Origin of the sequence: Desulfitobacterium chlororespirans DSM 11544 (assembly GCF_900143285.1) — a bacterium.
Lineage (GTDB): Bacteria > Bacillota > Desulfitobacteriia > Desulfitobacteriales > Desulfitobacteriaceae > Desulfitobacterium > Desulfitobacterium chlororespirans.
In genome coordinates this window covers 58,651-72,608 of sequence record NZ_FRDN01000018.1, presented here as the reverse complement: position 1 = coordinate 72,608, position 13,958 = coordinate 58,651, and the positions used below count along the sequence as shown (strand labels likewise).

12 protein-coding genes are annotated in these 13,958 nt (G+C 47.4%); all 12 read right to left on the bottom strand.

Annotated elements, in window-relative coordinates; all coding sequences use genetic code 11:
- Positions 1-25 precede the first annotated feature (25 nt).
- Complete coding sequence (locus BUA14_RS24010; protein WP_072774892.1) at positions 26-346, bottom strand: SCP2 sterol-binding domain-containing protein; 321 nt, start codon at positions 344-346, stop codon at positions 26-28.
- A gap of 127 nt (positions 347-473) precedes the next feature.
- Positions 474-2,120: a thiamine pyrophosphate-binding protein gene (locus BUA14_RS24005; RefSeq protein ID WP_072774891.1), complete on the bottom strand. Its 1,647-nt coding sequence runs from the start codon at positions 2,118-2,120 to the stop codon at positions 474-476.
- A 103-nt stretch (positions 2,121-2,223) separates the two neighbouring features.
- Positions 2,224-3,480, bottom strand: a complete 1,257-nt coding sequence (locus tag BUA14_RS24000; RefSeq protein ID WP_072774890.1) for an MFS transporter — start codon at positions 3,478-3,480, stop codon at positions 2,224-2,226.
- A gap of 72 nt (positions 3,481-3,552) precedes the next feature.
- Positions 3,553-4,482 carry a 3-hydroxyacyl-CoA dehydrogenase family protein gene (locus tag BUA14_RS23995; protein WP_072774889.1) on the bottom strand — a complete coding sequence of 310 codons (930 nt, stop codon included), beginning with the start codon at positions 4,480-4,482 and terminating at the stop codon, positions 3,553-3,555.
- Positions 4,483-4,729: 247 nt separating this feature from the next.
- The gene (locus BUA14_RS23990) at positions 4,730-5,647 is read right to left on the bottom strand and encodes a LysR family transcriptional regulator (protein ID WP_072774913.1); all 918 of its coding nucleotides are present in this window, start codon (positions 5,645-5,647) and stop codon (positions 4,730-4,732) included.
- Between the two features lie 317 nt (positions 5,648-5,964).
- On the bottom strand, positions 5,965-6,336 hold the full coding sequence (locus BUA14_RS23985; protein WP_072774888.1) for a hypothetical protein: 372 nt from the start codon (positions 6,334-6,336) through the stop codon (positions 5,965-5,967).
- A gap of 56 nt (positions 6,337-6,392) precedes the next feature.
- Complete coding sequence (locus BUA14_RS23980; RefSeq protein WP_072774887.1) at positions 6,393-7,604, bottom strand: GNAT family N-acetyltransferase; 1,212 nt, start codon at positions 7,602-7,604, stop codon at positions 6,393-6,395.
- A gap of 49 nt (positions 7,605-7,653) precedes the next feature.
- Complete coding sequence (locus tag BUA14_RS23975; RefSeq protein ID WP_242954749.1) at positions 7,654-7,944, bottom strand: hypothetical protein; 291 nt, start codon at positions 7,942-7,944, stop codon at positions 7,654-7,656.
- 274 nt (positions 7,945-8,218) lie between these two features.
- Positions 8,219-8,596 (bottom strand): ArsR/SmtB family transcription factor, encoded by a 378-nt coding sequence (locus BUA14_RS23970; RefSeq protein WP_072774886.1) that lies wholly within the window; start codon positions 8,594-8,596, stop codon positions 8,219-8,221.
- 80 nt (positions 8,597-8,676) lie between these two features.
- Positions 8,677-11,079, bottom strand: a complete 2,403-nt coding sequence (locus BUA14_RS23965; RefSeq protein ID WP_072774885.1) for a heavy metal translocating P-type ATPase — start codon at positions 11,077-11,079, stop codon at positions 8,677-8,679.
- 292 nt (positions 11,080-11,371) lie between these two features.
- Complete coding sequence (locus BUA14_RS23960; RefSeq protein ID WP_072774884.1) at positions 11,372-11,557, bottom strand: hypothetical protein; 186 nt, start codon at positions 11,555-11,557, stop codon at positions 11,372-11,374.
- A 32-nt stretch (positions 11,558-11,589) separates the two neighbouring features.
- Complete coding sequence (locus BUA14_RS23955; protein WP_072774883.1) at positions 11,590-13,941, bottom strand: heavy metal translocating P-type ATPase; 2,352 nt, start codon at positions 13,939-13,941, stop codon at positions 11,590-11,592.
- Positions 13,942-13,958: the final 17 nt, after the last annotated feature.

The window sequence follows — 13,958 nt, the reverse complement described above, 5'->3', positions numbered from 1 at the left end:
TTCCAGCACATCTACGCACTATTTTTTAATAGTATTGCTTGACTACTTCCAAAAGCCTTAAGGCCTTATCCACACGATCCACTTTGACTTTTCCGGTCATCAGGGCCACTGTGGTGTTCAGCTGATTTTTAAGCAATTTCGAATAGTCCTCATCGGCAATGGTCAAGGTCAGCTCCGGTGTATGGGGGCAATCTTCATAAACCGTAATCCAGCTGTCTTTGATCATCATTTGAATAGGGCCGCTTTCCTTTAGATTAACCTGGAAGGTGAGATCCTTTTCTTCCATATGACCGGGGTCGGCATTCATTTTCTCGCAAAACTCATAGATTTCATCTTTAACACTCAATGTACCATAACCTCCAAATCTTCCCTAATTCCAGATCTCCATGATACTGGCCCAGAGCTCATTGTTTTTTGCTATAGGAACGCGGCAGGAACACGGTAGAGACACAGTGCCTGTCCCCTTGTCCCGGTTATCTGCTGGGGGGGCCGAATTGGGGGTCGGTAATGACATTGACACAGGACATTGTGCCGGAGGCCAGGGCGCGGTCAATAGCCTCGCCCACTTCTGCGGGATCGGTGACGAATTCACCGTAGCCCCCCAGGCTTTCCACCATCTTTTCGTAGCGCACCTCTTCCATCAGCTCCACCCCGACAAATCTGGCTTTGCCGCTGGCCTTTTTGGCTTCGGAGCGTTTGATCATTCCCCAGAGGCCATCATTGAGGATGATTGTCGTAATATCCAGCCCATAGCGCTTTAAGGTATCGAATTCGGCCGCGCCATAGCCGAAGGCTCCATCCCCGGTGACCATGATGACCTTTTTCTCGGGATGAGCCAGCTTGGCAGCGATGGCATAACCCATGCCCACGCCTAAAGGACCAAAACTTGTGCCGGCAATGGAGAGCATCTGTCCCGGACCATAGGCCGGAAGGACTAACGTTGCCCAAGTGGCTGTATCTCCCCCATCGATGACTACCACGGTCTCTTCATCCACCCGCTGGGCAATTTGGTTCATCAGGTGAACGGGATGGATCGGTGTATGGGCGGGATCACACATCTGGCCAAAAAGTCCGGCAAATTGTTGTTTCACAGCATTGAGGAATCCGGCCCATTGGGGATGACTTCCCTGATCTACTCCCCCATTAAGCTGTTTCAGAACTTCCCGGGCATCGCCGTGGATACCGACGGTGATATCCAGCTGATTGGTCAGCTCGGCAGCGTCAATATCAATGCGGATGATTTTCAAATCCTTGCGGAAGATTCCCCGCCCCAAGGTAAAGCCGGGTCTTGTGCCGATAACGATGGCCAGATCCGCCTCTGCCATGAGGGCTTGCAGGATGGGATGATCATAGCCGGGGCTGATGAACAAAGGATGTTTATCCGTTATGCATCCCCTGGCCGCGTTGCGGGTTGCGAAGGGGATGCCTGTTTTCTCCACGAATTCCCGGAGCTCCTGGTGAGCTTGGGAGAACCATACTCCGGAACCGGCGATGATCACCGGCTTATAAGCTTGTTTGATCAGATCCAGAGCAGCCTGAATGCTGGCTGGATCCCCTTGGGGCTTGCCGGCAACACAATAGTTTTCCTGGAATGCCACGGCAGAGAGTTCCACTTCCGATTCCATAAGATCCCTGGGTATTTCGATATAGACCGGCCCCGGTCTGCCGGTGGTTGCCTGGGCTACGGCCCTGCCCACGTATTCAGGGATCCGTTTCACCTCTGCGACGGCACGGGAGTGTTTGGTCATTTGACTGAGAATGGCCATTTGATTAAAATCCTGCAGTTCGTTGCGGTCACTTTCCGTAACCCGGGCTTTGCCGCCGAGAGCAAAGACCGGAAATCCTCCCACATAAGAGTTGGCCAGACCGGTAAGCAGATTGGTAACCCCCGGGCCCGCTGTCCCTGTGCATACTCCCAGTTTGCCGGTGGTCAAGGCCCACCCCCCCGCTGCAAAAGCAGCGGTCATTTCATGGCGGACACCGATGAATTTGATACCCAGCTCTTCACAGCGCTCCATAGTAGGATAGATGTGCCCGCCTGGGATACCGAAGAGGTATTGAACACCTTCCTTTTTGAAAATCTCGGAGACAAGAGCTCCTGCTCGGCATTTACCTTCCATGAGTGAAAACCTCCTTCTATTCTGCTTAAAATTCACTTCAAAAACTTTCCAGGCGATTCTGTACTGTTAGATTTCATAACCTTAAATTCCGCACCTGTAATCGTTACTTGGAAATAACCTTAGGGTTCGGAGTACCCGGAATATTGTTCTTCCTACCCGTTTCCGGCAAGAAGATCAGGATTAAAATAAGGGAAAGCAGAGGCAAGGCGACAGCGACAGCGGTGGCATTACCTAAACCAAGCCAGAGGGCCATCGTGGTTACGGCAGTGGGAACGATAATCTGCCCCAAACGACCGACGATATTGTTGGACCAAGCCATGGCATTGGCCCGGATCTCCGTGGGAAAAAGTTCATTGGTTAAGGTGGAGCCTACGATTAGAAACGAGTTGACAAATCCCGCGGAAATGATGCTGCACACCAGTACCGGATAGAAGCTCTTCAGAGTAAAGGTTAAGACACTAAAGACGCAGCCTACCAGAATGATTATCGTAGCAGCGCGCTTGCGCCCGATGACGTCCATCATTTTTCCATTCATAGCAATGACAAAGATACCGGTGAGGGTTTGGAGAACCAGACCTAAACTCACCATATTGGGAGTCCAGCTTAATTCATTAACAACTCTCAGAGAGAAAAAGTTCAAGGTTCCTTTGACTCCAAAATAAAGGAATACCCAGACCAGACACATGACCACCATATATTTGGCAAAGGGGTTTCGCCAAGGACCGAAGAAATCTTCTTTCTGGGGCAGGTTGCCTTGTTTCTTCTCTGCCTGGACCTCCAGGAAGGCCTCTGTTTCAGGCAAGCGGTTTCTCATCAGAAAAACAGGAATCATCGGCAGTGCACCCACAACATAAAGTGCTCTCCAACTTAAGCCGAAACGGGTGAAAACGGGAAGCAGAATACCAATCAGCAAAGCCCCGAATACAGCGGTCAATTGGAATCTTCCTACGGCTTTTCCCCGATGTTCCGTGGCGAACTCCTCGCAGAGGATGACATACCCCACAGACCAACAACCGATTAAGAAGATCCGGGCTACGAATTGAAAAAAGATGAACACCTGGATAGTCGGGGAAAAGGCTGTCAAGAGACTGCAAAGAGAATACATATATACGCAGGTTAAAAATATGTTGCGGCGGCCGATAGTGTCCGCCATCCGCGAAACGAAGAAGGCGACCATAGTCCCAAAAGCAATAATGGACAGGGCATAACCGGACATCTGAGTACTTAGGGCAAAATCCGCTTTTATATAGGGTAGGGCAATATTGATCAGCGCATCATCAAAGCCTTCGAAAAATGCTCCCAGGATGAGGATGGGCCACATGGTTTTTTGACGCGGGGTCAGTGCAAATTTTGTGCTCATCTTTGCTTCCTCCCGAATAAAAAGTCCTGACTTCAGGAGACCGGCGCATTCCTTTTGCCGCTTATCTATTTCCTATCTGGTTATGTATGACTTAAAAAGCTTAAGCTGTTCCAGGAGGCCCGCCTGTCTCTCCAGGGAAACCTCTGCGGAGCCCTCTGGATAGGTGAAGAAACCTTCTCCTGATTTTAAGCCTAACTTTCCTTCCTGAACCTTTTGGGTGATCGCTGCCGGAACGGCCGTGTCATTGCAAAGCTCCGGAAAAATGACATTATAGGCAAAGGCACAGGTATCCAAACCGATGTAATCCATAGTCTCAAAGGTTCCCTGCCAGGCGGATTTAAAACCAATACAGGCCGTATTGGCAGTATCCAGATCCTCAAGGGAAACAATGCCTTTTTCATAGAGGTAGAGAGCCTCCCGGGCCATGGCTGTCTGCATGCGGTTGATCAGGAAACCTTTGATAAATTGGTTAATGACAATCGGCTTTTTCCCGCATTTCTCCAATTCCTCTCTAAGCCAGGCCACTTTTTCGGGATTGGTTTTGTCATTTTTGACGATTTCCACTAAAGGAATGATTTGGGGCGGATTCATAAAGTGAGCCACAAAGAAGTTTCCCGGGCGAAAATGAGGGAATATCTCAGGCAGCGGCAAGGCCGAGGTGTTGCTGACGATAACGATCTCTTGGGGACAGAACCGATCCAGATCCTCATAAACCTTTTGCTTTATGCTGATCACTTCAGGGATAGCTTCTATCACCAGATCCGCCTCTTTAACCGCTTCTTCCAAGCTGGTCATGGTTTGAAAATTGCTCATCAGAGCCGTGATATCCTGAACAGTGATGCCCTTAGCTGCCATTAAGGCAAGACTATTGCGGATTTCTCTGGTTCCTTCCGCTAAAGCTTCCACTTTAATGTCTGACATAATCACACGATGTCCACCCATGAGGAATACCTGAGCAATGCCGGGTCCCATCACACCTGAACCAATAACAACCACATTCATTCCTTATGCCCCCTTTTCATTACAAGGTTGATGCCTTGTGAACCTCTTAACAAAATTGTAGACACCTTGACTCATTTTGACTAACACATAGTTTTGAATATCCTGCCATAGACTACAAATCTCATTTGTGGCTCTTTCTATCATCCACCTGCGCTGCTGTCAATGGACATAAAAATCCGCCATATAAATAAAACTCCGAGAGCATCTCTCGGAGGGAACAGGTTTTACTTATAAGCAATGAATAAGATTAGCAACGGTAATCCTGAGTTGTTAATTTAAGATAGCCGATAAATTCCTTACTGATTTCGGTTTGAGCATTGGCCATGGGATATACCACCCCAATGGTGATGTTATTGTGCTTTTCGATGGCTATGGGGACCACTTCCCCCTTCTTAAAGATAAGCTCTTTTTCCAAACCGATTCCGGTAACGAAACCCACCGCCAAGCCTTCTTCAATCACCTTTTTGTAAATCTGCATGCTGTTTGATTTCTGAATCTGCAGATCGGCGGGGTCCTGATAGCGTTTGATAATCTCCAGAATCCAGCCATAAAGATCCTCAGAAACGATCAGTTTTTGCTTAAAGAGCTCGGTATGAGTGATCACGCGCTTGTTTTTGAGAGGGGACTTTTTCCCGGCACACACAAAAATCTTATCGTCAAGTATGCTTTCGTAGCTCAATCCCAGATCATGAACAGCCTCAAAAAATCTCGGATCTTCACTTGTCTGAAAGATAATGCCAATATCGCTTATCCCCGCGGCTACATTACACATAATTTCCTGGGGACTATGCTCTTCTAAAATCACATTGACCTGAGGATGCAGCTTATAAAAAGAAACCAGGATATCCGGCAGGGTCATATAAGGGACCACATCAATGCGCAGCTTCCCTTTTAAAACCTTTTTAGGAAGAGGCTTGCTGAATTGGGAATAGAATTCGTCAATCTTAGTTAGGAGCTCCTGAGCTTTATTGACAAATTCCTCCCCCTCCTTTGTAAGCGATACACCCTTATAGGAACGCACCAAAAGCTCAACGCCGAACTCCTTCTCCAAATTACGAATGGCGACGCTAAGATTCTGTTGTGAGACATGAATCTGCTCAGCGGCGACACTCAGAGATTTATTTTTGCTCACTTCAACAAGATAATATAGCTGCTCGATACGCATAAACAGCATCCATCCCATCATCCATATAGCAAGTTCTGTATTAAATTAATTATAGATCAAATAGATACTCTTTCCCAGCTCTATTTGTTCCATATTTCTCATATTTATTTAGATTTCCACTTTACTGCTCAACCAACTGTCAACGAGTGCATACTTTACACGAAAATCTTGTTTTAAGGTTCGCTTGAACCTAGTTAAGACATTCGTAATATTCCTTCTTACATTCACGAAGGCGTTTGGCGCCAAGGGATTGAGGATCCCGTTCTTTTCTGTTTCCTTCTTCACCAGATCTGTTCTGCCCAGGGCGAGGAGCTCTTCTATTTTTCATCTTCCAAAAGAGTAATCCTGATTACAGGATTGACTATTCTTCTTGGATAGCTCTCTTGAACTTCACCGATATAAGTAACAGAAATAGTGTCCCCTATCTGTAAATCTTCCCGGGTGATTTGTGTATGTCTCCATTCTAACTTGGTTTTATTATCAACTCTAAAATAGACTTCACCTCGATTATTTATATCATTGACATCCAAACCATTTACCAGGAAGTTGTTTTGATTAATATCCTCAATAGTTGCATAAAATGTAGCCCCTGCTATCGGCTCAGCAGTATTTCGTCCAATCCAAAACCCTCCGCTTGCCACTGCCACTAATAGTATTAAATAACCTACAATTAAAATAGTTTTTTTCATTACACACCTCTTTCCAATTAGCCGGTTAGAATTATAGCATGGACATCACACGGGTCTTAAAAATAATCCGAAAAATACGGTGTCTGCTGTTCAATAGCATCCTCAAGCATATCCACAGTTTTCGATCTGCAGGATATGCGCCCAATCTTGTGCAGATAGTCCGGCCGCTTATATCCTAACAACATAGTCGTCATGGTCTGAATATCAATTTTATCGTTGCTTTTCTCCGACGCACGAATGACTTCACCTTGGCCTGCCGCAGTGATACGCAGTGTAAAAACACCTTGATTCCACGAAAGCAGCGGATCATCCAACATAAATGTCCATTCTCGTTCCGTCGTGTCCGGCTTAAAGGGGTATTGGGCAATAAATTGCTCTAAATCCACGATCCGTGCCATGAAATAAGGAGAGATCGTTTCCTTGATATCCGCGTCCTCCAGCAAAAACGCCAGAGGTTCGTCCGTGTACGTATGGCCTACGACCTTTGCGATCATAGAAAAATGTGCGCTGATAAAATTCCAGAGTCCGCTGCGGGCCTCCTCATTAATAAAGATCATATCCTTGATGTGAAAAACCTCATCTGCAATTCGGTAAAGCACATAACCATCCGGCTGTCCGCTCTCATTATAGTATACAGCCGCCATCATATCATCAGGATCCCACAGCCAATATTCCCGCCACGCAAGATCATTGCGCAGCATAGCGCCATGGGTTTGAAGAGCGAAGCGCTCGTAGGTTTTTTTCACCTGCTCGTCTTCCACTGGAACGCGTTCTATCTCACCAGACACCTGCTTGTTTTTAGGCAGTTGATAATCCTGAATTTCATATATGATTCGATCGGAAATGATCTCCCAGCCTTTCCGGCGATAATAAGGGATGGAATACGGATACAGGAAGGAAATCGACTGACCCTGCTTTTTCATGTTTTCCAGCGCCTGATACAACAACTTATGCATGAGTCCTTGATTGGTATACTCCGGGTATGTGCCGACTCCGGTAAGCCCTCCCATATTATAAGTTTTATTGAAGATGCGTACCTGTAAAGGATAAACCGCTACCTGAGAGATAAGTTTGTCCCCGTCAAACCATCCCCACACATCCGCCTGCTCCAAAACAGGGGATTTGGCGCGTATAATCTCATCCTCTTCCCAGCCAATTTGATGTAATTGCCGGTCAGTTACCTGAAAGACATATCTCAGCAGTTGATTGTACTGTTCAAGATGCTCCAGGCCGGCCTTTTTGATTTTTAGCTGCTTTCTCCTGCTCATAAAATCCTCCTTTCAAGCAACTCTTTGTTCGATACGGTGAGGCACTCGCTCATTCATGATAATCATCGCTACAGACAACGCCTCCTTGCTGAAGCGCCATAACGATTTTACTTGTCTGGCCGATAAAGACATTTTCTTTAGTCAGATAAGCGATTTCAATGGGGAAATCTTTAGCCTTGCCGAATTGACACAGCCAATTGCTGATAAACATCATAGCCATGACGGAGGTCCCTTTTTTGCCGATCTCTCCCTTATCATTATAGACATCCAGACAATAAAACATAATATATTTAATGACATCGGGTGGTATTTCTTCCCGATCAAAAAGAGCTGATAGCATTCATCATCGTTGTTGGCCCGCAGTCATATTCGGTCGCTTGATAACTTAACGGAACTTTCATCGACCGCACCTCAATCCCAGATAATTATTATTAACTTATTATACAAATATCAAGCCATGGGGACAACCAAAACAACGATAGGCTATTGCCGCAAAATAATTGTTTCAAATCCATAAAAACCATAGCTTTATAGGCAGTATACACTTCCCTTTATCGGACAAACAAAAAAGGCGTACTCGCTCCACTAATGAGAGAGGTACGCCTTTGTCTATTTCATTCATCAATATGCTCTAATCCCTGACGGTAAAGTTCCTGGACATGATTATCATGAAGGGAATAATAGACCATTTTCCCCTCCCGCCGGTACTTGACAAGATTGCTGCTCCGCAAAACCCTGAGTTGATGGGAGGTGGCAGACTGACTTAAACCCAGAAGTTCAGCAAGATCACAAACACAAATTTCCGTCTTGGCAAGGGCATCCATAAGCCGTACCCGGGTAGGATCTCCCAGAGTCTTGAATAAATCCGCCAATTTGGTGGCCCGATCCAGGCTCAGCATCTGATCAGCATAAGCACGAATCACATCCGGGTGGGTACACACTACCTCACATGAAACGTTTTCATTATTTTCATGACACTTATTGGAAGTCATTGTCAGATTCACCCCATTATGCTAGTCCTTGCTGATTAGTACTATATCAGTAAATCTCCAGCATGACAAGTAAAGGGGGCTCAAAGGCTCGGAAGAGCGGCAGGTTTTTCAGGGCGGGTATAACGCCTGACACGGGTAGCATTTAAAATCGCCAGCAAAGCCACTCCCACATCAGCGAAAACAGCTTCCCACATGTTGGCCACCCCAAACATGCCCAGCCCAATAAAACCAAGTTTGATAATCAATGCGAAGCCAATGTTCTGCCAGATCACCTTTTTAGTAAACTGTGCGATATCCATTGCGCTGACCAATTTACCCGGCCGGTCTTCCATCAGAACCACATCTGCCGCTTCGATAGCGGCATCAGAGCCCAAACCACCCATCGCTACTCCAATATCGGCCCGGCTTAAGACCGGCGCATCATTAATCCCATCCCCAACAAAGACAACCTTTCCTTTCCCCTTAAGCTTCTGTTGGTAACGCTCAAGCCAGGTGACCTTATCTTCCGGCAGCAAATCGCCATGATACTCCCGGATTCCCAACTGTTCAGCCACAGCTTCGGCAACGCTGCGCTGATCCCCGGTGAGCATAACTGTGGTAATCCCCGCCTGGTTCAACTGAGCCACCACTTCTTTAGCCCCTTCTTTGGACCGGTCGGAAATCATCAGAACTCCTGCGTATTCGCCATCCACCCCAATATAGACTTGAGTCCCCACTTCACTCATTTCCAGCTCAGGAACGGCTATGGAGTTCTCAAGCAGGAGGTCCCTTTTACCCACTAATACCACTTTACCTTTGAATTCTGAGCGAATTCCCTTGCCGCTGATTTCTTCATAATGAGTGAGCGAAACAGAATCAATCTCTTTACCCCATTTATCCCGAATGGATTTGGCAATGGGATGGCTGGAATGAACTTCAGCTGCAGCAGCAATTTCCAGCAGCTGCGCTTCCGTGTAATGCTTGCTTGTTTCTATTTTATTGACTTCAAATACCCCTTGGGTTAAAGTTCCCGTCTTATCGAAGATCACTGTTTTTACTGAGGTCAAAGCTTCTAAATAGTTGGCCCCTTTAACCAGAATCCCATGACGGGAAGCTCCGCCGATTCCTCCAAAATAACCGAGAGGTACGGAAATCACCAAAGCACAGGGGCAGGAGATAACGAGAATCGTCATGGCCCGATAGAGCCATTCCCGGAAATCCCCTCCCATAAAGAGAGGCGGAATCAAGGCAATCCCTAATGCTATGACCACCACGGCCGGTGTGTAGTACCGGGCAAAGGTCGTGATGAACTTTTCTGTTTTGGCCTTCCGGGCGCTGGCGTTCTCCACCAGATCAAGGATCTTCTGAACTGAAGAATCGGCAAACTCCCGGGTCACACGAACGGTGAGCACCCCTGAGGTATTGATGATTCCTGCCAGAACCGAATCCCCGACTTTGACTGACCGCGGGACGGATTCACCCGTCAAAGCCGATGTATCCACATAAGAAGACCCATGAACAATTTCTCCATCCAATGGAACCTTCTCCCCGGGGCGAATCAGAATCAGCTGCCCTATATGAACATCATCCGGATCCACCTTTTTCGTCTCTAATCCATTGACCAGATTGGCATAATCCGGACGAATATTAAGCACCGCTTGGATGGAACGCCTTGAGCGGTTGACTGCCCGATCTTCAAAGTATTCTCCCACAGCGTAGAAGAGCATAACCCCTACCGCCTCCGGAAGTTCATGAATGGCAATGGCCCCCAGGGTGGCGATACTCATCAGAAAATTTTCATCGAAAACCGAACCGCGCATAATATTTCGGAACGCTTTGGCCAAGACTTCATACCCGACCAAACCATAAGCCAATAGAAAAACAAGGTATTCAAGGACCTCCAGGGAGGTATTATGCCAACGCGAGCCAAAAATCAGCCCAATGATCAGAAAAATACCCGCAATGAAAATTTTTAATAGCTTTTGTTTCGTTTCCTTTGCTTCCTCTTCCGCATCATGAACACTGTTCTTTACGGCCTTTTTCTCCACGGGCATAAGTTTTACCCCTGGTTCTATTCTCTCGATGATTTCCTGAGCTTTGCTCATCATCCCCGGCGGCAGTAAAACTGTTTTCATGGCATAGTTGATACTCGTCTCCCCTATACCTTCTGTTGCACATAGCGCCTGCTCCATTTTAGCCGAGCAGTTAGGGCAAAACTCCCCTTCAATCCGATATTGAACCTTTTCCGGAGCGTTCACAGCTCCCTTCTCTTTCACTGCCACAAGCTTAACACCGGGTTCAATTTTCTCAATGATGGCTTGAGCCCGGCCCATCGTCCCAGGGGGTAAGAAAACCGTTTTCATGGCATAATTGATGCTCGTCTCCCCGATTCCCTCCGTTGCACTTAATGCCCTTTCCATTTTAGCTGAACAATTGGCACAAAACTCGCCTTCAATGCAATATTTCACCCGTTCTTGTGATTGACTACGACTGCTGTCAGGCATTCTCTTTCCCTCCAAACCTTGCTTAATGCTTCTTCATATAATAATTCCTTTTAACTGTTCATTTACACATATGAATATCTGTTCATATATAGAATATCAAATCCACTCTCTTACTTCAAGATAGTATCTTAAATTAATTTTATTTACCTACCCTGCACTGAAGCTTTTCCAGCTCCTTTCCTTGATCCGGTCATGCCTCAGCAGTATTTGATTAATTATATAAAACAACTGGCAGCAATGTCTTTCATCGCTCCCAGTTGTTTCGCCTGCCGTTTTATATCCTTTATATCTTTTAAAAACCGGCCAATATAAGCTTAATTACTATGCCAATTGTTATCACTACACCGACTGCGATACATGTACCATAGATTTTTACGGAATCTTTCTCGTCTTTTTCTTGAATCAAGTAATATATACCTGTGGCAATCAAAGCAATTCCAAATAATAAACCTAAGCTGACCAAAATCAAAGATATCATGTTTCCTGCTCCTCTGTTTTAAAAATAAGAACTTAGATTGTCTTCATTGCTCGCATCGCGTTCAAGATGGCAATCACCGTCACGCCTACGTCACCAAAAACAGCTTCCCACATGGTCGCAATGCCCCCAGCTGCCAGAATCAGGACGATAACCTTGACCCCCATGGCAAAGATAATATTCTGCCAGACAATGGAACGGGTCTTGCGGGCCACCCGAATAGCGGCAACGATTTTGGAGGGTTCATCGGTCATCAGCACTACATCAGCGGCCTCGATGGCGGCATCGGAACCCAGTGCGCCCATAGCGATCCCGATATCGGCTCTGGCCAGTACGGGGGCATCGTTGATCCCATCACCAACAAAGACCAGCTTGCCTTTGCCTTTTCTGTTTTTGTCCAGCTCCTCCAGCTTTTCAACCTTCTGATGAGGAAGAAGTTCCGAATAAACGGTATCCAGCCCGATTTCGCGGGCAATCGCTTCTCCCACAACCTTGCTGTCCCCGGTAAGCATCGCGGTCTGGCTCACGCCCAGCCTCTTCAACTCTTGAATAGCCTTTTTGCTGTCCGGCTTCAGTTCATCAGAAATTACAATATAGCCCGCGAAACTGCCATTGACCGCTAAATACACAACGCTGCCCAAAGCCCTTACAGGTTTCCAATCCACCTGCTCCGACTCCATCAGTTTACCGTTTCCGGCCAGCACGGATTTACCGTCAATCCTCACACGGATGCCCATTCCAGGAATCTCTTCCTGCTCCGTAAGTCTTTGCCCATCAACTTCCTGGCCGTACGCCTTTTGAATGGATAGGGCAATGGGGTGATTGGAGAAGCTTTCCGCATGGGCAGCATAAGCCAGCAGCTCCTGCTCCGACCAGTTATTCATTCCCACCACAGAAGTCACCTTGAAAATACCCTTGGTCAGCGTTCCGGTCTTATCAAAGACAATGGTATCAACCGCATTAAGAGCCTCCAGATAATTGCTGCCCTTGACCAGGATCCCGTTTTTGGACGCTCCCCCAATGCCGCCGAAAAAGCTGAGAGGAATGGAAATGACCAAGGCGCAGGGGCAGGACACCACCAGAAAGGCAAGGGCCCTGTAAATCCAGTCGCTGAAAACGGCCCCCGGAATCATAAGGGGCGGGATCACCGCCAGCGCCAGAGCGGCAAAAGTGACAATGGGGGTATAATATCTGGCGAATTTTGTGATAAAGTTCTCGGTTGGTGCCTTTTTGCTGCTGGCATTCTGGACCAGATCCAGAATTCTGGAGATCGTCGATTCCCCGAACTCCTTGGCAACCTCAATAGTCAAGACACCATTTTTGTTGATGGATCCCGACAGCACCTCGTTGCCGGGCTCCACATCCCGAGGGAGGGATTCGCCGGTGAGCGCTGAGGTATCCAAAGCGGAGAAGCCTTCAATAATCCGGCCGTCCAGAGGGATCTTTTCCCCAGGTTTGACAATGATAAAGTCTCCGATGCCTACTTCTTCCGGCGAAACTTTGCGGACTTCATTTCCTACCTTCAGGTTTGCGAAATCAGGCCGGATATCCATAAGGGCAGAGATAGATTTACGGGAACGGTTGACAGCCAGCCGCTGGAAGGCTTCGCCCACCTGATAAAAAAGCATGACCGCCACGCCCTCCGGATATTCGCCAATGATGAAAGCGCCGATGGTGGCCACACTCATCAAAAAGTTCTCATCAAATACCTGACCCTTTGCTATGTTTTTCAGTGCCCGAAGCACGACCTCGCCGCCCACCAGAAGATAGCTGATCAGAAACACACTGAAGCCAACCGGCTGTGCGAAATCAAATACAGCGCCCATGACAAACAGCGCCGCTCCCATGCCGAGCCTGAGACGGTGCATCCATCTTTTCGAGTGTGCCACACTGTCAGCTTCAGCGGGCTTTTTATCTGTATAAGCTATCTGAATGGCGGGTTCAATGTCCAGGGCGATTTGGGACGCCTGGCGCACGATGGCGGGCAGGTTTTTCCTGTCAACTGCCTCAATGGTCAGTTTCTGCCCAACAAAATCCAAAGTGGCTGTCCTGACCCCTTCAATACGGTTGACCTGTGCCTCAATCCTCTGGGCACAATCCCCGCAGCACAGCCCTAACAAAAAAAGTGTCTTTCGTCCCGGCTGGGAGATTTCCTTTTCGTTCATGACGATTTCAGGATCATGTCTCTTGACAATAGCATCCGCCTGAGCGATCAGGCTGTTGGTTTTCGTATCGTCCCCTATCTCCATAGTGAGGGTTTTCGCTACGAAATCAACGGCGGCGGATGCCATGCCCTCCAGCCTGGCCACATCCCTTTCGATTTTAGCAGCGCAATTACCGCAGCAAAGCCCTTCCAGAATAAACTCTTTTTTAATTGCCGCTTCCATAGTTCATTCCTCTTTCA